Raw genomic sequence first — 22072 nt, 5'->3', positions numbered from 1 at the left:
CACCCGCCGGGTCCCCGGACACCGGACCCGTTCGTCTAGGCGGCCGGCTCCCTGTCCTGCTCGGGCTCCGTCACCTCGGCCGACTTCGGTCGGTCCTCGCCGCTCGTGCGGTGGCCGGGGAGTACGGCCAGGACGATCAGGGTTCCGGCGGCCATGATGACGCCGCCGAACAGGCTGGTCTGGGCGATGCTGTGGGCGAAGGACTCGTGGACGGCGTCGATCAGGGCCTGGGCCTGCTGGGCGCCGCCGGCCGGGTTCTTGGCGACCTCTTCGGCCACCGCGAGACCGGCGCCCACGGAGTCCTTGGCCGTGTCCAGGGCCGTGGCCGGGAGCCGGCCGCCTACGAGGTCGGTGAGTTCGTCGCGGTAGGCCGTGCCGAGCAGGGAGCCCAGGACGGCGATGCCGAGGGAGCCGCCGAGTTCCACGGAGGTGTCGTTGGCGCCGCCGCCGACGCCGAGTTCGGACTCGGGGAAGGTGCCCATGATGGTGTCGGTGGCCGGGGAGACGCTCAGCCCGATCGCGAAGCCCAGCATGATCATCGCGCCCAGGAAGTCGGGGTACGTCGAGCCCTTGTCGACCTGCGTGAGCAGGAAGACGCCGACCGTGCCGATGAGCATGCCGGTCACCACCATCGCCTTCACGCCCAGCTTCGGGGTCAGCCGGCCGGTCACCGCCGCGCCGACGACGACGGCACCGGCCAGCGGCAGCAGTCGTATGCCGGTCTCCAGTGGGCCGTAGCCGAGGACGAACTGCAGGAACTGGGTGGAGTAGTAGATCGCGCCGAAGGTGCCGAAGAAGAAGAACAGCACCGCGATCATCGAGCCGGTGAACGGGCGCAGCAGGAACTTGCGCACGTCCAGCATGGGCTGCGGGTGGCGCAGCTCCCAGGCGACGAAGGCCAGCAGACCGGCTCCGGCGACGACGGCCGCGGTGACCGGGCCGGCGCCCCAGCCGAAGTGCGGGCCCTCGATGGTCGCGTAGACCAGGGAGCCGATCGAGACGATGGAGAGCAGGCCGCCGACGTAGTCGATCCGGCCCATGCCCTCCGCCCTGGACGGCGGGACGAGTACCAGCGCGCCGATGACGGCGACCGCGGCGATCGGGACGTTGATCAGGAACGTGGAGCCCCAGGCGTGGTCCTCCAGCAGCCAGCCCGCGATCAGCGGGCCGACGGCGATCGCGAGACCGGAGGTGGCGCTCCAGGCGGTGATGGCCTTGACGCGCTCGCCCCGCGGGAACATCGCGACCAGCAGGGACAGCGTGGCCGGCATCACGACGGCGGCGCCGACGCCCATGATCCCGCGGGCGGTGATGACCAGGGCGGTCTCGTCGACCAGGCTGCCCATCACGGAGCCGCCCGCGAAGAGCAGCAGGCCGGCGATGAGCGCGCCGCGGCGGCTGTACTTGTCGCCGATCGCGCCCAGGACGAGCATCAGCGCGGCGTACGGGACGGTGTAGCCGTCGATGACCCACTGCAGGTCGCTGCTGCTCAGGTTCAGGTCCTGGGTCATGTCGGGCGCCGCCACGATCAGCGACGTGTTGGCCATGACGACGATCAGCAGGCTCAGGCAGAGCACGAGCAGGGCCCACCAGCGCCGGGCGTAGGGCCCGGTCATCTTCTCGACGGGGGTGGTGGCAAGGAAGGGCAAGGGCACGGGGACTCCCGGGGGCGAATGCTACGAGTTATTTGCACATCGGTGAGCAGACTAGTTACTTGCACGTCGATGTGCAAATATCGCGATGGGGCCTTCCAGGGCGCCCGTCATCCCCTCCCCCATCGCACCGAGGTGCCGACGTGAGCAGTCCGCCATCCCCGCCTCCCGTACGGCAGCGTCGTGCGACGCGTACCACCCGCGCCCGCATCCTGGACGCGGCTCTGCGGGAACTGGGCCGCAACCCCGACAGCAGCCTCGGTGACATCGCCGAGGTCGCCGGGGTGGCACGGCGCACCGTCTACACGCACTTCGCCGGACGGGCGGCGCTGGTCGCGGGGCTCGCCGAGGACGCGGCGGAGGCGATACGTCTCGCCGTCGCTGTCGCGAGCACGCCCGGCGACGGGCCGACGGCCGCCCTGGCGCGCTTCGTCCTCACCCTCTGGCCGGTCGGCGACTCCTACCGCACGCTGATCGGCCTCGCCCGTCAGGACCTCGGGCCCGAGCGGGTGAGCGAACTCCTCTCCCCGGCGCGGGAAACGGTCGCCGGCGTCCTCGCCGAGGGCCAGCGCCGGGGCGTGTTCCACACCGCCGTCCCGCCGGGCCCGCTCAGCATCGCCATCGAGGCCCATCTGCTGGCGCTCCTCGGCACCGTCCACTCCGGGATCTGGACCGATGACGGCACCGCCGCCGCCACCGCCGCCCTGATCGCCGCCGGAGTCGACGACTCCACCGCCGCCGCGACGGTCCGCCGCCTGCATGGCACCCGGCAGCTTCAACCGCCCCACCGGACCCACTCACCCCACTGGGCCCACCGTGCGGAAGCGACCGCGACGCAGGGCGACGGCGTCCGGAGTGAGTGAAAGCCGTCAGGCCAGGTCGGGCAGTGGGCGCCGGGCCACCTCGTGGGCGTCGTCCGGTGGTACGCCCAGCATGCGCAGCGCCATCTCGGCGAGTTCGGCCGCGGCCTCGTCGCCGTCCAGGTCGGGGCGGGCGAAGCGCAGTTCCACCAGGGACAGGAGCGTGCCGCCGAGTGCGGACAGGGCGACTGTCGCGTCCTGGGCGGTGAAGCGGCCGGAGGCCATCCCGGCCCGGAGGTCGCGCAGGGCCCGGACGGCGAGGCCGTTGTCCGAGTGGAGGTAACCGAGGCCGCGGCGGCGCAGCACTTGCATCAGCTCCGGGTGGGAGTCGGCCATACGGGCGCTGAGCCGGAAGCCGCCCGCGACCAGTTCCGCGGGGTCGTCGATCCCGGTCAGCCGCTCGTCGAAGGTCCGGCCGAACTCCTCCAGCGCGTCGACCACCGCCGCCTCGAACAGCTCCGTCTTGGACGCGAAGTGGTTGTAGAAGGAGCCGAAGCCGACGTCGGCGCGCTCGGCGATCGCCTGGATGCTGGCGCCGGTGTCCCCGGTCTCGGCGAGGATCTGCCGGGCCGCGCGGACGAGAGCCCTACGGGTCTCCGCGCGACGCCGCTCGAACCGGTTGCTGGGCGGGGCTGACGTAGGCATGCGCCGAGTGTAGCCGCGGGGATGAGTGCGACCGCAGTTCTGATGAGTTCGTCAGTTTCTGCGGCCGACCTATTGACGACGCTTCTGTCAAAGCTGATGATTTCATCATTACGGCAATGTTGCTCGGAGGAGACATGGACGTCAGGACGGCCCACCAGGACCTCCACAGTGAGCGGGGCGCCCTGCGTGGCGAGCACCCCGGCCGCTCCCGGAACCCGCTGATCAAGGTGGCCGACCTGGCCTGGCTGGAGTTCGAGAAGCCCGACCTGGACCGGGCCGAGGTCTTCGCCCGTGACTTCGGCTTCGGTATCGCCGCCCGCACCGAGAACGAGCTGTGGCTGCGGGGCACCTTCGCGGGCTCGCCCTGCATGGTCATCCGCCGCGGCCGGACGTCCCGGTTCATCGGCCCGGCGTTCCGCGCCGCCGAGCGGGCCGACCTGGACCGGCTGGCGCGGGCGACGGGGGCGTCCGTACGGGACGCGGATGTGCCCGGCGGGGGCAAGGCGGTCGGCCTGCTCGACCCGTCCGGCTTCCCGGTGCGGGTGGTGCACTGCGCCGAACAGCTCCCCGCGCTGCCCGAGCAGCAGCCGCTGCTGCTCAACGTCGGCACGGATCACCGTCGTACGAACGCCACTCAGCGTCCGCCGCGCGAGCCCTCCCGGATCCAGCGCCTGGGCCATGTGGTGCTGGAGACCCGGGTGTTCGCCCGTGCCCTCGACTGGTACCTGGACACCCTCGGGATGATCGTGTCCGACTTCCTGTTCCTGGACGGGCAGCGCGATCGCGGGCCGACGATGGCGTTCGTCCGCTGCGACCTGGGCGGCGTGCAGGCCGATCACCACACCCTGGCGATGCACCTGGGGCCGGGCACGGGGTATGTCCACTCCGCGTACCAGGTCACCGACCTGGACTCGATCGCGGCCGGCGGTGAGTACCTCAACGAGCGCGGCTATCAGCGCAGCTGGGGCATCGGCCGGCACATCCAGGGCAGCCAGCTCTTCGACTACTGGCGTGACCCCGACCACTTCATGCTGGAGCACTTCGCCGACGGCGACCTGTTCTCCCGCGACGTCGAGCCGGGCTGGGCGCCGATGTCGGCGAGCGGGCTGGCCCAGTGGGGGCCGCCGGTCACCCGTGACTTCCTCGGCGCGAGTCCTTCCCCCGCCAAGATCCGCGAGGTCCTCACGGCCCTGCGCGGTGACAACGAACTCGATCCGGCGCGTCTGCTGGGCCTGATGAAAGCGATGAACTCATGAGCACGAATGTCCTGCGGACTGCTGAGGGGTGGTGGGTGGTCCTGGGTGACCGGGCGGTCGCCGTCGACACGAAGGCCGTCACCACCGCCGAGCTGATCGCCCATCGTGATGCCGTACGGGAGGCGGCGCTTTCGGGTGAGGCGGGCACGCGTGTCGCTGATCTGGTCGCTCTGTCTCCGGTCACCACGCCCTGTCGGGTCGTGGCGCAGATGGTCAACTACCGCAGCCACGCCCGTGATTCGGGCTTCACCGGCGACATACCGCCCGCCTTCTTCCGTAAGGCGTCGGGTTCTGTCACTGGTCCGGGAGAGGTCATCGTCCGGCCCTCGCATGTGAAGTTCCTGGACTACGAGGTCGAGTTGGGGCTTGTCATGGGGGCGCCGCTGCCGATCGGTGCCGTGGTGGAAGAGCGGGATCTGCCGTCGTACGTCGCTGGGCTCGTCGTCACCAATGACGTCAGCGCGCGGGATGTGCAGCTGACGAAGACGCAGTTCTACGAGAGCAAGTCATATCCGACATTCACGCCGACCGGGCCGTATCTGTCTCTGCTGGAGGCGGAGGACTTCGCTCATCTGCTGGATCTGCGGCTGAAGTTGAGCGTCAACGGCGAGCTGCGCCAGGACCGCACCCTCGCCGACATGATCGTTCGCCCGGCGCAGGCGCTGACGCTGCTCGCCCGCTTCCAGACCCTCGACCCCGGCGACCTGCTGCTGACCGGCACTCCCGGCGGCACGGCCCTCAAGGCGCCGCCGAAGCCGGTGGAGAAGATCGGCGCGCTGCTGCCCCCCGCGGTGAAGTGGAAGGCGTTCTTCAAGACCCAGGCCAAGAACCCCCACTATCTGCACCAAGGCGACGTCGTTACCGCCACCATCGCCACCCCGGACGGCCGGATCGACCTGGGCGAGCAGCGTACGCCCGTGGCCGACACACGCTGAGACCGGAAGTGAGCCGCACATGACCGCCGAACAAGCGGCAAGACAGGACTCCGCCGAGTACGTGCCCGTCGTGATCGTCGGAGCCGGGCCCGTGGGCGTGACCGCCGCCCTCCTGCTCGCCCGGCGCGGGGTGCGTACCGTCGTCCTCGAGCGCCACCTGGACGTCTACCCCCTGCCCCGCGCCGTCGCCACCGACGACGAGGCCCGCAGGATCCTCCAAGCCGCTGGAATCGCCGACGAGTTCGCCGCCATCGCCCGTCCCGCGCGCGGACTGCGTCTGCTGGACGCCCACCACCGGGTGATCGCCGAGTTCCGGCGCTCCCCGCACGGCCACCACGGCTTCCCGCAGACCAGCATGTTCGACCAGCCCGAGTTGGAGCGGCTGCTGCGCGAGGCGCTCGCCCGTCGGCCGGAATGCGAGCTGCGGGGCGGGGTGGAGGTGACGGCGGTCGAGCAGCGTGCGGACAGGCCGGTCCGTGTGACGTATCGCGACGACGAGGGCGAGCACCAGCTGCTCGCCGATGCCGTCCTCGGCTGCGACGGCGCGGGCAGCCTCACCCGCGACGCCATCGGCGCGCAGTGGGAGGATCTGCGGTTCGAGGAGAGCTGGACCGTCATCGATGTGACGACGAAGGCCGCCGTCCGGTGTTGGGAAGGCGTCGATCAGGTCTGTGATCCGGAGCGTCCGGCGACCTTCATGCGGGTCGGTGAGGATCGCTATCGCTGGGAGTTCCGGCTGCGGGAGGGGGAGGAACTCGACGAGGGGCTGCTGCGTGAGCTGGTCGCGCCCTGGGTCGACATCTCCGGCCAGGATTTCCATGTCATTCGGCAGGCGCGGTACACCTTCCGGGCCCGGGTCGCCGACCGTTGGCGTCGGGGGCGGGTCTTTCTGCTCGGTGATGCCGCGCATCTCACGCCGCCGTTCGTCGGGCAGGGTCTGTGTGCCGGGATGCGGGACGCCCACAACCTGACCTGGAAGCTTGCCCGGGTTCTGCAACAGGGCGCCGATGACCGGCTGTTGGACAGTTATGAGCGGGAACGCAAGCCGCACTCCCGTCATCTCATCCGTCTCGCCGTCGCCACCGGGTGGGCGATGACCGGCGGTCAGGACCGGGCGGCGGCTCTACGTCGTACGGCCGTGGGTGCGATCTGTCGTGTGCCCGGGGTGACGGGGATGGCCGGGCGGGATCTCGGCCGGCCGCTGTCCGCCGGGCCGTTGGTACGGCGTGGTCGGCTCGGCGGGACGTACTGTCCGCAGCCCCGGATGACGGTCGAGGGCGGGCAGGTGCGGCTGGATGACCTGCTCGGGGACTCCTTCGCCGTGCTGACCGCGGTGCCGCTGCCGCCCACGCCGCGTGCGCTCGCCGAAACGCTCGGTGCCCGGGTCGTCGACGTGCGGGAGACCGGTGACGACGGCGGCCTCGTGGAGTGGTTGCGGGCCGGGCGTGCCGATGCGGTCCTGCTGCGGCCCGATCGCGTCGTCATGGACGTCCTGCCACGCGGAGGCAGCGGCTTCACGGGCGCCGCCGCCTGGGCGCCCCTGCTGTGCACCACTCGCCGATTCGCCGAAGTGCCCGTACCCGAACCCCTGTTGAGGAGCCCCGCCCGATGACCTCGCCGTACGCAGCGCCCTTCTGGACCCCCGACCCGGAGTCCGCGGCGCGCAGCCGGATAGCTGACTTCGCCCGGCGCAACGGGGTGGACCCCGCCGACTACGCAGCCCTGCACCGCTGGTCGGTCACCGACCTGGAAGGCTTCTGGGGTGCGGTGTGGGAGTACTTCGACGTCGACGCGGACACTCCGTACGACGAGGTGCTCGCGGACGAGCGGATGCCGGGCGCCCGCTGGTTCACCGGGGCCACTCTCAATTACGCCCATCACGCCCTGCGCAACCTTGTCGACGACGAGACGGCGGTCGTCGCGCTGGACGAGACCGGCGCCGGGTACGAGCTGTCCGGGGCGCGGCTGCGCGGCCAGGTCGCGTCCGTCGCCGCGACGCTGCGGGATCTGGGTGTCGGGCAGGGGGACCGGGTGGCCGGCTATCTGCCCAACACGCCTCATGCGATCGTCGCGTTCCTGGCTGCCGCGAGCCTCGGTGCCGTGTGGTCGGTGTGCGGGCAGGACTACTCGGCCGCGGCGGCCACCGACCGGTTCGCGCAACTCGAGCCGACGGTCCTGATCGCGGCGGACGGTTATCTGTTCAACGGGGTCACTCATGACCGCCGGGACGCGGCTCTCGAACTGGCCCGTGCGCTGCCGACGTTGAAGGCGACGCTGCTCGTGGACCACGTGGGGCTGCCGTGGCCGTCGGGGATCTCGTCGGCCCTGTTCGTGCCCTGGGAGGACGCGGCCACCCGTACCGAGCACCTCACCTGCACGCCCGTGCCGTTCGACCATCCCCTGTGGGTCGTGTTCTCCTCCGGTACGACCGGGCTGCCCAAGGGCATCGTGCACGGCCACGGCGGGGTCCTGCTGGAACACCTCAAGACCCTCGGCCTCCAGTCCGACCTGGGCCCCGGCGACCGTCTGCTGTGGTACACCACCACCCACTGGATGATGTGGAACCTGGTCGTCTCCACCCTGCTGACCGGGGCCACTACGTGTACGTATGACGGCAGTCCGGCCCCGCTCACGCAGCCCGACATCCTGTGGGAGCTGGCCGCCCGCCATCGCGTGACGCTGTTCGGCACCAGCCCTCAATATCTGCTGGGGATGGCCAAGTTCGGCATCGACCCTTCCGTGCACGACCTGTCGGCGGTCCGCGCGATCGGCTGCACCGGCTCCGCGCTGCCCGCCTCCGCCTACCCGTGGGTCGGCGACCGTCTGGGGGAGCAGGTCCGGCTGGTCTCCGTCAGCGGCGGCACGGATGTCGTGTCCGGCTTCGCGGGCGGCGCCCCGAACACGCCTGTGTGGGCCGGTGAGTTGTCGGCGCCCCATCTCGGCGTGGCGCTCGCCGCGTACGACTCCGAGGGCTTTCCGGTCGTCGGCCAGGTCGGTGAGCTGGTCGTCACCCGGCCGATGCCGTCGATGCCGCTGTCCTTCTGGAACGACCCCGACGGCAGCCGTTATCGGGACGCCTATTTCTCGGCGTACCCGGGTGTGTGGCGGCACGGCGACTGGATCACGGTCACGGGTCATGGGTCGGTGATCGTGCACGGCCGTTCCGACTCCACGCTGAACCGCAATGGCGTACGGCTGGGCAGTGCCGACATCCACGACGTCGTCGAGCGGCTGCCGGAGATCGCGGAGGCGCTGGTCATCGGGGCGGAGGAGCCGGACGGCGGCTATTGGATGCCGCTGTTCGTGGTCCTCGCGGCCGGGGTGACCCTGGACGACGCTCTGCGCGACAGGATCCGCGACGCCGTTCGAGCGGGCGTCTCCCCGCGGCACGTTCCCGACGAGATCGTCGAAGTCCCGGGCATCCCGCACACCCGTACCGGCAAGAAGCTCGAAGTCCCCGTCAAGCGGCTGCTGCAGGGTGCGCCCGTGGCGCAGGTCGTGAACCCGGCCGCGGTCGACCACCCCGGACTCATCGAGTACTTCGCCCGCCTGGGCGCGGAACGGGCCGAGAACGGGCGCCGCGGCGGGCTGACCTGACCGAACGGACACAACCCGGGTCCTGTTTCGGACCCGGGTTGGTCATTTCCGGACGGATGGAGATCGAACGCTTTACAGAAAGCGCAACCACAGTTCGACAATGTCTGTGAATCGGGGGGTCCGATTCACTGCTTGGTGCTGCTGAGAATTCCGCTCACGTTCAGGACCTCGTGGCACCCCTGAGCCTGCTGACCGGTCGCCGGTGTACCAGGCTTGGCGCACGTCACGCTGATCGTCACGGTGTCGTTCTCGGCGATCTTGATAGGGGTCACCCAGTGGTAGTCCTGGTTACGGAAGGTCTCCAGCGCGATGGTGGTGATTTTGCGGTCGCCGAAGTTGAAGGTCAAGACCCCTTCGTCGCCCTGGAAGTTGGCGACGACGGCGTCCGTGACTCCGAAGACACTGTCCTTCGGCACCGTGTAGGACTCGGACTTGGTCTCCCCGGCGGCCAACTCCACGTCGATGGTCTCCGAGTGCTGGCCGCTGGTGCCCGTGACGCCGCCCTCGCCCGTGGCGCCCTCGCCACCGCCGCCACCGCCCGATCCGGCCCCCGCACCCGACTCCTGGCCGCCCGGCTGGGGGTTTTCGCCGCCGCCGGTCCCGGCGCCCGGAGTCTGCTCGCCCGCGGGCGTGGGACGGGGCTGGACCGCTTCCTCGGCGGCTTCCTTGGCGGCGCTCTTCACGACCGGACGCACCAGTGCGAACCAGGCGAGCAGCAGCGCGAGCAGCGCCGCCAGCAGGATCAGCAGCCAGCGGGGGAAGATCGGGATCTGGACGAACTCCGCGTCCAGCGGCGGCGGGGCGGCGGGCTCGTCCCAGCGGGGCTGTTCCCCGTCCGCGTCCCCATCCCGGTCACCGGTCTCGGCGGTGTCCACCGTGAACGGCCACACCACCGGGGCGCCGAACCACACCGGCTTGGCCGTACGGACCCGCAGGCCGACCTCGGTCGACTCACCGGGCTCCAGCTTCGGCTGCTCCGGGGTGAAGGCGAACCCGAGTTCCTCGCCCGCCTGACCGGGCGTGAAGCCCACCTGCACCGGGGTGTTGCCCTGGTTGCGCACCGCCAGCTTGTAGCGGCCGCGCAGCCAGCCGCGGCGTCGGCGCGGGGCCAGCTCGGTCTGCAGTTCGTGGAACGCCTGGATATGGACGGTCGTTTCGAGGACCCGTACCGACTCGGGGTGCTCGGTCGGCAGGACCCGCACACCGAGGGGCTTCTCGCCGGCCCGGATCTCCGGGGAGCGCGGCGGGGCCAGACGGAGCGTCACCGTCTCGGAGGTGCCGGGATAGAGCGAGACCCGGGCCGGTTCCACGGTGGTCCAGGGGGCACAGTCCCCGACGACCTCCAGGTTGTACGCCTCGACGATGTCGCTGTCGTTGCGGACGGTCAGAGTGGTCGTGGCGATCTCGCCCGGCGTCACCGTCACGGCCGGAATGTCGAGGCCGGGCGCACCCGGGCCGGAAGAGGCTGCAGAAGGCGTCACGCCACCACCGTAGAAGCGCGTCCAGCGGTCCCACGAGGAACGCGAGGGCAATACACGGGCAGTCACGCTGCCCGGCAAGCCAATGTCAACTCCCTTGTAACGGTAGCTCGTTAATGTGGCGCGCCGCTTCCCGTGCGCCGCCTTGCGGCGGTTGCCTCGTCCTGAACCACTCTTGCCCCCACGAACCCTGGAACAGGTAACAAGCGATGTTATGTGCACAGGAGAACAGCACTGCCGTGTCCGACACCACGTCACGTGAGCCCGCCCAGGCAAAGGCCGGCCACCGGATGTCCAGAGCCGACCGGACGGGCGGCCGGGTGACCGTCGCCGTCTACGCCGCCGATCCGGTGCTGCGCGTGGGCATCGTCCACCAGTTGCGCCAGCGCCCCGAGGTCGACCTGGTCGACGACGTCGACGCGGAAGGGGCCGCGGTGTCGCTGGTGGTCGTCGACGACGTCGGCGACGACGTGGTCGCCCTGCTGCACCGGCTGCGGCACAACAAGGCCACCCGCACCGGCCTGGTGATCGGCACGCTCGGACCCGGCGCGCTGCAACGCGTCATCGAGTGCGGAGTGGCGGCGGTGCTGCGGCGTGCCGAAGCCGAACAGGACCAGCTGCTGCGCCTGGTCCTGGCGATAGCCAACGGAGAGGGAGTGCTGCCCGGCGACCTGCTCGGCAAGCTGCTCTCCCACGTGGGCAACCTCCAGCGCTCGGCACTCGACCCCGGGAGCCTGTCACTGTCCACGCTGACCACGCGCGAGGCGGACATGCTGCGTCTGGTGTCGGAGGGCCTGGACACGGCGGAGATCGCGCGCAAGACCGCGTACTCCGAACGGACCGTCAAGAACGTCCTGCACGAGATCATCACGCGACTGCAACTGCGCAACCGGGCCCACGCGGTGGGCTACGCCCTGCGCAACGGGCTGATCTGACGGACCGGTGGACTGGTTGGTCCGGCCAACGGGTCCCGTGTACGGGGCGACGGGTTCGTGTGCACCCCGTCCGGCGGCCTCCGGGAACCCGGCACTGCCCGAAAGCGCACCCACGTTTCCCCCGGGTACGTCCCCACCGCCCTGCCGCCCCGCACGGGGGCGGTGCAGGGTGGCGGGGGCACATCCAGATGCCGCATCCAGACTGCGAAGGGGACCCTGATGGAAACCGCTGGCTCCGGCGGGCGGTACCGCCTGGGGAGACTCGGGATGTCGCTGCTGCTGCTGATCCCGCTGCTCGGGGTGGCGGCGGCCGCGGGACCGGGCAGCGCCGAACCACGGGCGCAGGCCGCGGCCGACGCCGCGGACGCCCGGGTCGCGTACGCCGGTACCCGGCACCGCAGTCTCGGCAGGGTCACCTCCACCACCTCCGACCCCAAGGACAACGTCAGCGCACCGCTGTTCGGGGCGGGCCCGGCCCACTACGACACCCAGCCGTCCGCCGTCGGCGACCAGCTGGTCTTCGCGAGCCGCCGCGACGAGAAGAACCCGCAGATCTATCTGCGGGCCGCCGACGGTTCCGTACGCAAGCTCACCAGCGGCATGAACGCGGCGCACCCCCAACTGACCCCGGACGGCCGGTCCGTGCTGTTCGACTCCGCCGAGGCGAACGGCGCCGGCGGCGGGACGCAGCGCGACCTGTGGCAGGTGCGCGCCGACGGCACCGGCAGCCCGACGCGGCTCACCGACACCCCCGCGAACGAGCAGGACCCGACGGTTTCCCCGGACGGGCAGCGGATCGCGTACTCCAGTGACAGCGACGCGTCGGCCGGAGCGCAGATCTACGTACGGTCCCTGGCGGGCGGCACCGAGACCCGGGTCACCGATCCCGCGAACGGCACCGCCACCGAGCCCGCGTGGAACCCGGTGAACGACGACGTCAACCGGGACTGGATCGCGTACACCGCCACGGCCACCGTCGACGGGCAGCCGCGGCCCACGCTGCGGATCACGAACGGGACCAGCGACGAGCCGCTGTTCGCGGGCAGGTTCGCCGACTGGCGTGCCCACGCGGCAGCGTGGAAGCCCGACGGGAACGATGTGGTGTTCCTGAGCCCCGAGATCACCTGCACCTGCGAGGGCGACTACGACCACGTGTTCACGTTCCCCGCGCACGCCGGCGAGGACCCGAACGTGGAACCTCCCCTGGTGCTCAACGAGGACCGGGAAGTCCTCTCGCCCACCTGGCTCGGCTCGATCAACGGCGGCGGCGTGATCGTGGAGCGCACCACGGCGGACGACCCGGGAACCCGTACCGACGAGGTCTCCGCCGCGCACGTGGTGACGCTGCAGGACGCCCGGATGGACGGGTCCGACCCGCGCGACCTGGGGCTGACGATCCTCAACGAGGACCCGGAGGCCGACACCAACACCGATCCCGCCAAGGACCCGCTGTTCCAGCCCAGGGACGGGTACGACCCGTGGACCGAGCGGCAGAACTACACGCCCGACGGCCGGCGGATCGTCGTCACCCGCTTCGAGACCGTCGACGGGCAGCGCGTCGAGCGGATCTGGATGGTTGACGCCGACGGCGCCAACGCGGCGCCCATGCCGCTCGCCGGACGCGCCGCGGGGGACTGGGACACCGACCCGACGTTCTCCCCGGACGGCAAGTTCCTCGCCTTCACCCGGACTTCGCCGGGCGGCGTCGGTGAGGGCGCGGGACCGAGCCGCATCCTCATCGCCGACGCGGCCACCGGTGCGATCACCGGCGAGATCACCCCGCCGGCCGGGGAGCTCCAGGGTCAGGACGCCCAGCCCACCTGGTCCTCCGACGGCACCACCCTCGCCTTCACCCGCAACATGGAGATCAACGGGGGCGGCGGCAACAAGCACATCTGGACCGTGCCCGTGAACGACCTGGGCCGGCAGACCGACCTGAGCGCGATCAACTGCCCGGGCGACTGCGAAGTCATCGACGACAGCCCGGCGTTCTCGCCGGACGGGCTCACCATCGCCTACAACCGCAAGAACGGCGGCGGCGCGGTCGACGAGCAGAACGGCCTCCTCCTGACGTCCCTGTCGGGCGACGACTGCCAGGTGCTGCTGCCCGCCTCCCTCATCGACCTGCCCGGCGCCTGCGGCCGGGAGCTGCCGGACACCTCGGCCACCGGCCCGTTCCAGCCGCGCGACGCCGCGTGGACGGCCGACGGCGAGAGCCTGGTGTTCAGCTCGCGTGCCGAGGTCGCGGTCAACAGCCCCGAGAAGCTGAGCGTCCTGAACGTCGAGTCCGGCGCGATCACCCCGCTCACCACCGACTTCCCGGGCCGGCAGAAGGAACCCGCCGTCCAGCAGTCCGTGGACCTCGCTCTCGAGGCGCCCGGCACCGCGCCGGAGGTCACCGTCGGCGACTCCAGTACGGTCACCGTCGACGTGATCAACAACGGTCCCGCCGCCTCCCCCGGCACCACGCTGACCATCGCCCCGCCGCCCGGCGTGCAGATCACCGGGATCACCTATCCCGGGGGCACCTGCGACGCCGCCACCCTCCAGTGCAACGTGGGCGTGGTGGAACCCGGCACGACCGTGCCGGTGGACGTGACCCTCACCGGCGTCACGCCCGGCGACGCGCCGATCGACTGGTCGGTCACCGGTACGGTCCTGGATCCGGAGCCCACCGACAACACGGGCCGGACCGTCGTGCCGGTGGTCGAGGAGGAGCAGCCGCCCCCGCCGGACCCGAGCCCCACTCCGACACCGACGACCCCGACCCCGACCCCGGCGCCGCCCACCAGCGAGCCGCCCACGACCCCGCAGCCCCCCGTGCCCCCGGAGCCGCAGGAGCCGAAGGCCGGACCCGGCGTGCGGGTCAGCGCCCAGCCGAACCCCGGCTATGTGGGCGGGCGGGTCGTGGTGACGTACACCGTGCGCAACGGCCGCAACGCGCTGGCGACCGGGCTGCGGCTGAAGATCGGCCTGCCCAGGGGCATCGCGAACAGCGGGCCGCCGGCGGGCTGTGACACAGCCTGGGTGTGTGCGCTGCCGGACCTGAGGCCGGGCGCGAGCACGGTCGTACGGGTGGTCCTCAGCCCCAAGAAGGCGACGACGGGCCAGGCGGTCGGCATCCTCACCACCACCGGGACGGATGCCGACCGGAACGACAACACCGCCCGGGAGCGGGTGCGGATCCTGCAGCCGCGCATCATCGCGGTGCCGGAGATCGGCAAGCCCGGCTTCGTCACCTCGGTGCGCGGCAAGGACTTCCCGCCGGGTGTGCCGGTGCGGTTCAAGTGGAACCCGGGGATCACCGCGGCGGCGGCGCCGACCATTCCGAAGCGGGACGGCACGTTCATCGGCCAGCTGCTCATCCTGGCCAAGGACCAGACCGGACCGCGCACCATCACCGCGAGGGGTCCCGGGTTCTCGCCGGTGAAGACGGACTTCCTGGTGGTCATGGGCAGTGTGCAGCCGCCCGACGAGGTGACCCGCCGGTGATCCACGAGGTCGACGAGGGGCTGCGGCGGCTGCTCGGCGAGTCGGGCCTCGAGGCGTCGGGCGTCGAGGTCGTCTTCGACGCCCCCACCCGGGACTGGGCGGCGCGGCGCAGCGCCCCGACGGTCTGCGTCTTCCTGTACGACATCCGCGAGGACGCCGCCCGGCGGGGCGCCGGTGCCGGGGAGGTGTACGACGAGGACGGGTACGTGGTGGCGCGGCGCTCCCCGCCGCGCTGGTTCTGGCTGTCGTACATGGTCACGGCGTGGACGAGCCGGCCGCAGGACGAGCACCGGCTGCTCTCGCAGGTGCTCGCCACGCTGGTGGCCACGGACACGGTGCCCGAGCGGCTGCTCACCGGCACGCTCGCCGAACTCGGCCTGAAGGTATGGCTGGACGCCGGCGGGTCCGCGCTCGACGCGCCCGCCGCGTCCGATGTGTGGTCGGCGCTCGGCGGTGAGCTGAAGGCCTCGCTCGGCCTGCGCGTGCGCGCACCGCTCGCCGGCATCAGCAGGGTCACCGCACCGCCGGTCACCGAGGGCCTCGTCGTCCGCTCCGCCGCCGCCCGCGAGGGCGAGGAAGCGACACCGGGCCGCCGGCTGCGCTACAAGGAGGTCAGCGACCCGGGCCCCAACGGCTTCGCCGGCCCGCGCGAACGGGGCGAGGCCCCGGCCCGACGCCGCCGGGGGGATCGTCAGCCGTGACACACGCCGCAGAACCCGCTGTGGCCGGATCCGCCGTCCGGTCCGGCGTTGATCGGCGCCGCGGTGAGGACCGCGCTCCTGCTCGGTCCGCCGCCGACCGGCCGTGCCGGGGAGACCGCGCAACCGTTCAGCCCAACGCCGATGGGCGCCGCCGGGGGGATCGTCAGCCGTGACGTACACAGTGGAACCGGACGTCGTGGCCGACCCCGCCGTCGAACCCCTCCCCGCCGCCATCGACCCCCTGTGGGCGCGACTTCGGGCGGTCGAGGAGCGGGTGCGGCATGCGGTGGGGGTGCGGCGGGCCGGGGATCCGGATCCTGACGATCCGTACCGGGGGCAGTACCTGACGCCCGAGGCGGCGGCGCGGATCCTGGACGAGCCGGGTGGTCTCGACGTACCCGGGGAGGAGCCCTGGCAGCCGCCGGCCGGTTCCGTACTCGACGCGCTGGCGCGGCGGTTCGGCCTGTCCGCCCTCGATCTGGACCTGCTGCTGGTCGCGGTGGCGCCGGATCTGGACGCGCGGTTCGAGCGGCTCTACGGCTATCTCAACGACGACCTGACACGCCGCCGGCCCACGGTGGGGCTCGCCCTGGAGCTGTGCGGGCTCACCGGCGCGGGGCCCGACCGGTTCCGGCTGGCCCCCGGAGCGCCGCTGATCGAGGGCGGTCTGGTGGAGGTCACCGAGCCGGAACGGCCGCCGCTGTCCCGGGTGTTGGTGGTCCCCGACCGGGTCACCGCGCATCTGCTGGGCAGCGCGCAGCCGGACGCCCGGCTCGCCGGGGTGCTGGCCGAGGCACGGGAGGACCCGACCGCCGAGGAGGCGGAGGTCCACCTGACGGCCGCCGCGGCGATGACCGGCGTCGGTCTCGTCCATCTGCGCAGCCGCGGCGGCGACGCCGAGGGACTCGCCGCCGCCGCCCTGCACGCGGCCGGACTGCGCCCGCTCGCCCTGGACGCGGTGGCACTCGCCCGGCGCCCCGCCGAGGTGCCGGAGCTGGCCCGGGCGACCGCCCGCGAAGCCCGCCTGACCGGCGCCGGCGTCGTCCTGGGCCCACTGGAATCACTGCCCGCCGAACCCGCCGAACGGGCCCGCACCCTCTGGACGTTGTGCGCCGCCCTGCGCGGCATCCCCCTGTTCACACACGGCGCCGGCGGCTGGTCCCCGGAATGGGCATCCGACACCCCCGTCACCCTGACCGTCCCAGCACCCTCCCCCGAACGCCAGGCCGTGCGCTGGCGCCACGCCCTGGAACGGGCGGTCGGCAACGGCTCGGCAACCGGGGGCGTCACCGGGTTCGCTCCGACCGCCGGGGGCGACTCCACGACGGGCGGCCTGGCGAGGATCGCCGGAGACGGTTCCGCGCCGGGCGACGCCGACAGGCTCGCCCGAGCTGCCGGGGGTGGTGCGACAGTCAGGGATGTCGGCGCGTTCGCCCGGGCCGCCGGCGATGGCGTCACGGCCGGTGACGCCGGTGCGTTCGCCCGGGCCGCCGGAGATGGTGCCGCGGCCGGCGACGCCGAGGAGCTCGCGGCGGCCGTTGCCGCGCATCGGCTGGATGCCGGGCAGTTGCGGCGGGCCGCTGATGTGGCGGTGCGTACGGCTGCTCTGGCGGGGCGTGCGGTGCGGCCCGACGATGTGCGGGCTGCCGTACGCGCGCAGAACGGGGCGGGGTTGGACCGGCTGGCGCGGCGGGTGGAGCCGGGGGTCGGGTGGGACGATCTGGTGCTTCCGCCCACCACCCACCGGCGGTTGCGGGAGCTCGCGTTGCGGGCCCGCCATCGTGAGCAGGTGCTCGGGCAGTGGGGGATGCGGCCCGGTGGTGGCCGGGGACGCGGTGTGATCGCGCTGTTCGCGGGCGAGTCCGGCACCGGCAAGACCATGTCCGCGGAGGTCGTCGCCGCGGATCTGGGCATGGATCTGTATGTGGTGGACCTGTCCACAGTTGTGGACAAGTACATCGGCGAGACCGAGAAGAACCTGGAACGGATCTTCACCGAGGCCTCCGCGGTCAACGCGGTGCTGCTCTTCGACGAGGCCGACGCGATCTTCGGCAAGCGCTCGGAGGTGAAGGACGCCCACGACCGGCACGCCAACATCGAGTCGGCGTACCTGCTCCAGCGCATGGAGTCGTTCGACGGCATCGCGGTGCTCACCACCAACCTGCGGGCCAACCTGGACGAGGCGTTCACCCGCCGCCTGGACGTCGTCGCGGACTTCCCCGTGCCCGACGCCGGCCACCGCCTCGCCCTGTGGGACCGGTGCCTGGGCGACCGGCTGCCCCGCGCCGACGACCTGGACCTCGCCTTCTGCGCGGACCGCTTCGAACTCGCCGGCGGCTCCATCCGGGCCTGCGCGGTCACCGCCGCCTACCTCGCCGCGGAATCCGGCGACCCGCTCACCATGCGGCAAGTGGTGACGGCGGTCGCGCAGGAGTACCGCAAGCTCGGACGGCTGGTCCTGGAGGGCGAGTTCGGGCCGTACATGGCGGACGCCGTGGGTGCCTGACGAGGGCACCGCACGTCGTCACATGTCCATGAGCTCGGCTTCGTGCGCCCCCCGCCGTCCCGCGGCCGGCGCCGCCCCCAGGTCGGTGGCCGCCTCCCAGATCTGCTTGCTCTGTGCCGTGGGGACCGTCGCCAGGTTGGCCTTGCGGGCCTCGTCCATGATCGTCTTGAACATGCCCCACAGCTGTCCGGGGCTGTTGGCCCGCTTGGTCAGCCAGCGCATCTCGAGGGGCGCGCCCTTCTGGCCACCGATGTGAGGCACGATCGCGGCATTGGGCTCGTCCGCCTTCGGCAGTGCCTTGCCGGGCGCGATCACCGGGAAGGTCTCGTCGCCGTTGAGCAGGCTGTGCAGCATGCCCGCGGTGTTCCGGACGCCGGTGTGCCCGTGGCCGTACGCCGGCCCGGCCGGGTTCGGCGTGTTGTCCGGGTACTTGTCCAGAAGCTTTTCCCAGTGCCCGACACCGGTCTCGGGGATTTGGCTGTGCATCCACTCGGCGAGTTCGCCGATCACCTCCGGCGCGATGTCCTTCGCGCGCAGCGTGTCGGTGGTGGCCTGCTTCCGGATGGCCCCGAGATTGGCCAGCTTGAGCAGGAACGGCACGGCGTTCTTCGTGGAGGCGGTGGGCCCGCGTACCCCGGCCTCGATCATCGCCGAGCCGATGGCGTAGGACAGACCGAGCGCGAGGGTGCCGGTCAGGGCCTCCTGGTCGCCGCCCCCAAGGTCGGGCACGAGCTTCGGCACGACGTCGGAACGCAGCCGTTGCACTGAGCGGTTGACGGCGGCGGCGGCGTCGTGCCAGCCGTCGGCGATGTGCTCCTTGCCGGCGGCCCGCCGGGACTCGTGGCTGACGTCGTTGGCCTGGAAGCTGTAGAGCGACGGCATCCCGGACGGCAGCACGCCGAGGGTGGCCTGGAGGTACATCTCCGCCTTGATGTCGGACTGGAAGGCCGCGATGGCCGTCTGCACCTTGGGGTGGTCGAACAGGTCCGGGCCCAGCCACGCTTTCAGGGCGGCCAGCGGGGTGCCGGTCCCGGCCATGGGCGAACCCGGCACGGTGAAGAGGTTGTGCACCGGGTCCTGCCGGAAGATCGCGTTGACGTGCTCGTCGATACGTTCGGCGACCTTCTTGACCGCGGCGTCGGACCCCGGCGCCATCTCGTCGAACGGAGCGGTGACGTACTCGAGGTTGCTCATCGACGAGGCGAGCTGCCCGGTCACGACGGGGTTCCCGTCCGACCCGGTCAGCTCGGCGAGCACCGCGTGCAGGACGCGGACTCGGCGGGCGAGCGAGTTGTGGTCGGTGAGGATGGTCAGGTTCTGTTCGCTCATCACGGTGGCCGCGTAGGGGAATCCGCCGTGGAAGAACGCGCCGAGCTCCGGGGCGGGCTGCCGCCCGTCGACCGGGTTCAGCCCCGTCGTGGCGTGCGCACCGAAGCTCGGCACGCTCAGCTCCACCTCGAAGCCCACCAGACGCTGTACGGCGTCCGGTTCGGCCGAGCGGTGCACCTCGCCGTGCCCGTGGTCATGCCCGTCCGCCTCGTGGTGCCCGTGGTCATGCCCGTCGACGGCGCGGGCCACCGGCACGGGCCCGCTCATGACCTTGTGGGCGTTGGACTCGGCGGCCTTTTCGAACGAGTCCGACGGGTGGGAGAGCTTCAGGCCGTTGCCGTGGTCCGTGCCCGACACCGGGCCCCGACGCTGCTGGACGACGTGCGTCAACTCGTGGGCCAGGGTGTGCTTGTCGGTGCCACCGGGGCCGAGGACGACATGGCTGCCGGAGGTGTAGGCGCGGGCGCCGATGGCGCGGGCCGAGCGGCCGGCGGCGGCGCCGGTGTGCAGGCGTACGTCGGAGAAGTCGGTGCCGAAGCGGGACTCCATCTCCTGGCGGACCGGCCCCGAGAACTGTGTGCCGCCCGAGTTCAGGACCTTGGGCACCTCGGTGTCGACGCTGTCGAACTGCTCCGGGGCGGGCGCGGGGCGGGCGCGGCGGGCGATCATGCCGGTGACCGCTGCGTTGCCCGCGCTGCCCTGCGCCGCCCGCAGCACGCCGGCGGTGAGCGGGGGCGGGACGGCGGCGCCGGCCGGGGGTGTATCGCGTCGGGCGGCGGGCGTGCCCCGCACCGGCCGCTCGGCTTCGGTCCCCTCGGTGCGCCGTCCGGACCTCTGCATCTACTGCCTCCTCGTTCGGCGCACGCCTGCTGCGTCCCCCAGTGGACCGCACGCGCCGACCGGGCGTCCAGGACCGCACGGGCAGTGTGAGGGCAAAGGCGGGGGATGTCCGGACGGTCCGTGCGGGAGGTACGGAAAGGCAGCGGGCCTGCCCCCGGCCAGGTCCCCGGGTCCCTGTCACCTGCCCCACCCGTCCCCGCAGACTCGGCCTGGACACAGGTGACAAGCAAGGACGCTAAGGAGCGAACATGCCGACGTACCTCACCCCGGGCGTATACGTGGAGGAGGTGCAGTCCGGTGCTCGACCGATCGAAGGGGTCGGCACCGCCGTCGCCGCGTTCGTCGGGTTCGCCGAGCGCGGCCCCTTCCACGCGCCGACGCTGGTCACCAGCTGGGACCAGTACACCCAGGAGTTCGGTGGCTTCACCGAGGGCACCTATCTGGCCCACGCGGTCTACGGGTACTTCTCCAACGGCGGCGGCGCAGCCTACGTGGTGCGCATCGGCGGCTCCGCCGAGGACGCCTCCGCCCCGTCGGCGAACGGCGCCCGGGGCAAGCGGGACGCCAGGGCCGTGGAGCCGATCGAGCTGGGCGGCTTCCTGGTCGCGGCCAAGCCGGGCGTGACCGGAGTGTCGGTGGAGGTCGCCGACGCGGGCGGCGAGAACCCGCCGGAGGACCGCTTCAAGCTGCTGGTCCGCAGGGGCGACGAGGTCGTGGAGACGTACGACGCCTCCACCCGCAAGAACGTCAAGGGCTACCTGGTCAACCAGGCCCGCGCCTCCAAGCTGATCGAGGTCACCGAGCAGCGCGGCGCCACCCAGACCAAGCCCGCCACGCAGACCCTGGCGGTCCCCGACGCGCCGGGCGCCCCCGCCACGAACGGCGCCGGCGAGGTGGCCCGACTGAACCCCGCCGAGTACGTCGGCGACTCCGCGGCCCGCACCGGCTTCGGCGGCCTGGAGACCATCGACGAGATCACCATGGTCGCGGTGCCGGACCTGATGAGCGCCTACCAGCGCGGCGACATCGACGCCGAGGGCGTGCGCACCGTGCAGCTCGCCGTGATCTCGCACTGCGAGCAGATGGGCGACCGCGTCGCCGTCCTGGACAGCCCGCCCGGGCTCTCCGCCCAGCAGGTGCGCACCTGGCGCAACGACGAGGCGGGCTACGACTCCCGCTACGCCACCCTCTACTACCCGTGGGTGCGGGTCTTCGACCCGGCCGTGGGCCGCAACACCACCGTCCCGCCGAGCGGTCACGTCGCCGGTGTGTGGGCGCGCAGCGACGGCGAGCGCGGTGTGCACAAGGCGCCCGCCAACGAGGTCATCCGCGGCGCGGTCGACCTGGAGATCCGGCTCAGCAAGGGCGAGCAGGACCTGCTGAACCCGATCGGCGTGAACTGCGTACGGGCCTTCCCCGGCCGCGGCATCCGGATCTGGGGTGCCCGCACCCTCTCCTCCGACCCGGCCTGGCGCTACCTGAACGTGCGCCGCCTGTTCAACTACCTGGAGGAGTCCATCCTCCTGGGCACCCAGTGGGTGGTCTTCGAGCCGAACGACGACCGGCTGTGGGCGAGCATCCGCCGCAACGTCACGGCGTTCCTCCAGGAGGAATGGCGCCGGGGCGCGCTGTTCGGCCGCACCGCCGAAGAGGCGTTCTACGTGAAGTGCGACCGCGACAACAACCCGCAGGAGTCCATCGACCAGGGCCGGGTCGTCTGCGAGATCGGCGTCTCGCCGGTCAAGCCGGCCGAGTTCGTGGTCTTCCGGCTGGCCCAGTTCTCCGACAGCACCAGCCTCATCGACGAGTGACCCGCCGGGTCCTCAAGGAAAGGTGACAGACAGTC

Annotated in this window: 14 protein-coding genes; 10 read left to right on the top strand and 4 right to left on the bottom strand. The window is 71.8% G+C overall.

Annotated elements, in window-relative coordinates; translation table 11 throughout:
- Positions 1-35: 35 nt before the first annotated feature.
- Positions 36-1649: an MFS transporter gene (locus OG828_RS24170; RefSeq protein WP_328442392.1), complete on the bottom strand. Its 1614-nt coding sequence runs from the start codon at positions 1647-1649 to the stop codon at positions 36-38.
- Positions 1650-1795: 146 nt separating this feature from the next.
- Here OG828_RS24170 and OG828_RS24165 point away from each other — a divergent pair, with 146 nt between their 5' ends.
- Positions 1796-2515 (top strand): TetR/AcrR family transcriptional regulator, encoded by a 720-nt coding sequence (locus OG828_RS24165; protein ID WP_328502307.1) that lies wholly within the window; start codon positions 1796-1798, stop codon positions 2513-2515.
- 6 nt (positions 2516-2521) lie between these two features.
- Here OG828_RS24165 and OG828_RS24160 read toward each other — a convergent pair whose 3' ends face one another.
- A complete protein-coding gene (locus OG828_RS24160; RefSeq protein WP_328439552.1) occupies positions 2522-3157 on the bottom strand; it encodes a TetR/AcrR family transcriptional regulator in 636 nt (211 codons plus the stop codon).
- A gap of 134 nt (positions 3158-3291) precedes the next feature.
- Here OG828_RS24160 and OG828_RS24155 point away from each other — a divergent pair, with 134 nt between their 5' ends.
- From OG828_RS24155 to OG828_RS24140, 4 genes are read left to right on the top strand one after another with little or no spacing between them, the layout of a single operon-like run.
- Positions 3292-4413 carry a VOC family protein gene (locus tag OG828_RS24155; RefSeq protein WP_328502306.1) on the top strand — a complete coding sequence of 374 codons (1122 nt, stop codon included), beginning with the start codon at positions 3292-3294 and terminating at the stop codon, positions 4411-4413.
- A complete protein-coding gene (locus tag OG828_RS24150; protein ID WP_328502305.1) occupies positions 4410-5348 on the top strand; it encodes a fumarylacetoacetate hydrolase family protein in 939 nt (312 codons plus the stop codon). The genes OG828_RS24155 and OG828_RS24150 overlap by 4 nt, the downstream gene beginning before the upstream one ends.
- Before the next feature lie 19 nt (positions 5349-5367).
- Positions 5368-6960: a bifunctional 3-(3-hydroxy-phenyl)propionate/3-hydroxycinnamic acid hydroxylase MhpA gene (gene mhpA / locus OG828_RS24145; protein WP_328502304.1), complete on the top strand. Its 1593-nt coding sequence runs from the start codon at positions 5368-5370 to the stop codon at positions 6958-6960.
- Positions 6957-8945 (top strand): acetoacetate--CoA ligase, encoded by a 1989-nt coding sequence (locus OG828_RS24140; RefSeq protein ID WP_328502303.1) that lies wholly within the window; start codon positions 6957-6959, stop codon positions 8943-8945. The genes mhpA and OG828_RS24140 overlap by 4 nt, the downstream gene beginning before the upstream one ends.
- A gap of 125 nt (positions 8946-9070) precedes the next feature.
- Here OG828_RS24140 and OG828_RS24135 read toward each other — a convergent pair whose 3' ends face one another.
- A complete protein-coding gene (locus OG828_RS24135; RefSeq protein WP_328504931.1) occupies positions 9071-10378 on the bottom strand; it encodes a COG1470 family protein in 1308 nt (435 codons plus the stop codon).
- A 335-nt stretch (positions 10379-10713) separates the two neighbouring features.
- Between OG828_RS24135 and OG828_RS24130 the strand changes: the two genes are divergently transcribed.
- The 4 genes from OG828_RS24130 (at position 10714) to OG828_RS24115 (ending at position 18057) form a co-directional block, all read left to right on the top strand.
- On the top strand, positions 10714-11358 hold the full coding sequence (locus OG828_RS24130) for a helix-turn-helix transcriptional regulator (protein WP_328442391.1): 645 nt from the start codon (positions 10714-10716) through the stop codon (positions 11356-11358).
- A 219-nt stretch (positions 11359-11577) separates the two neighbouring features.
- Positions 11578-14850: a hypothetical protein gene (locus tag OG828_RS24125; protein WP_328502302.1), complete on the top strand. Its 3273-nt coding sequence runs from the start codon at positions 11578-11580 to the stop codon at positions 14848-14850.
- Positions 14847-15551 carry a DUF4255 domain-containing protein gene (locus tag OG828_RS24120; RefSeq protein ID WP_328360509.1) on the top strand — a complete coding sequence of 235 codons (705 nt, stop codon included), beginning with the start codon at positions 14847-14849 and terminating at the stop codon, positions 15549-15551. The genes OG828_RS24125 and OG828_RS24120 overlap by 4 nt, the downstream gene beginning before the upstream one ends.
- 169 nt (positions 15552-15720) lie before the next feature.
- The gene (locus OG828_RS24115) at positions 15721-18057 is read left to right on the top strand and encodes an ATP-binding protein (RefSeq protein WP_443062429.1); all 2337 of its coding nucleotides are present in this window, start codon (positions 15721-15723) and stop codon (positions 18055-18057) included.
- A gap of 18 nt (positions 18058-18075) precedes the next feature.
- Here the strand turns inward: OG828_RS24115 and OG828_RS24110 are convergent, their stop codons facing one another.
- A complete protein-coding gene (locus tag OG828_RS24110; RefSeq protein WP_328502301.1) occupies positions 18076-20226 on the bottom strand; it encodes an eCIS core domain-containing protein in 2151 nt (716 codons plus the stop codon).
- A 248-nt stretch (positions 20227-20474) separates the two neighbouring features.
- On the opposite strand from OG828_RS24110, the gene OG828_RS24105 reads away from it, so the two are divergent.
- Positions 20475-22037 carry a phage tail sheath family protein gene (locus OG828_RS24105; RefSeq protein WP_328502300.1) on the top strand — a complete coding sequence of 521 codons (1563 nt, stop codon included), beginning with the start codon at positions 20475-20477 and terminating at the stop codon, positions 22035-22037.
- The last annotated feature ends 35 nt before the right edge of the window (positions 22038-22072 follow it).

Origin of the sequence: Streptomyces sp. NBC_00457 (assembly GCF_036014015.1) — a bacterium.
Lineage (GTDB): Bacteria > Actinomycetota > Actinomycetes > Streptomycetales > Streptomycetaceae > Streptomyces.
The sequence above is the reverse complement of the archived record's forward strand: the minus strand, read 5'-3'. Positions and strand labels throughout refer to the sequence as shown.

Bases quoted from the DNA above. Each gene is read 5' to 3' on its own strand.
- OG828_RS24160 (WP_328439552.1), bottom strand. From the start codon at position 3,157: ATGCCTACGTCAGCCCCGCCCAGCAACCGGTTCGAGCGGCGTCGCGCG.
- OG828_RS24155 (WP_328502306.1), top strand. From the start codon at position 3,292: ATGGACGTCAGGACGGCCCACCAGGACCTCCACAGTGAGCGGGGCGCC.
- OG828_RS24150 (WP_328502305.1), top strand. From the start codon at position 4,410: ATGAGCACGAATGTCCTGCGGACTGCTGAGGGGTGGTGGGTGGTCCTG.
- mhpA (WP_328502304.1), top strand. From the start codon at position 5,368: ATGACCGCCGAACAAGCGGCAAGACAGGACTCCGCCGAGTACGTGCCC.
- OG828_RS24140 (WP_328502303.1), top strand. From the start codon at position 6,957: ATGACCTCGCCGTACGCAGCGCCCTTCTGGACCCCCGACCCGGAGTCC.
- OG828_RS24130 (WP_328442391.1), top strand. From the start codon at position 10,714: ATGTCCAGAGCCGACCGGACGGGCGGCCGGGTGACCGTCGCCGTCTAC.
- OG828_RS24125 (WP_328502302.1), top strand. From the start codon at position 11,578: ATGGAAACCGCTGGCTCCGGCGGGCGGTACCGCCTGGGGAGACTCGGG.
- OG828_RS24110 (WP_328502301.1), bottom strand. From the start codon at position 20,226: ATGCAGAGGTCCGGACGGCGCACCGAGGGGACCGAAGCCGAGCGGCCG.
- OG828_RS24105 (WP_328502300.1), top strand. From the start codon at position 20,475: ATGCCGACGTACCTCACCCCGGGCGTATACGTGGAGGAGGTGCAGTCC.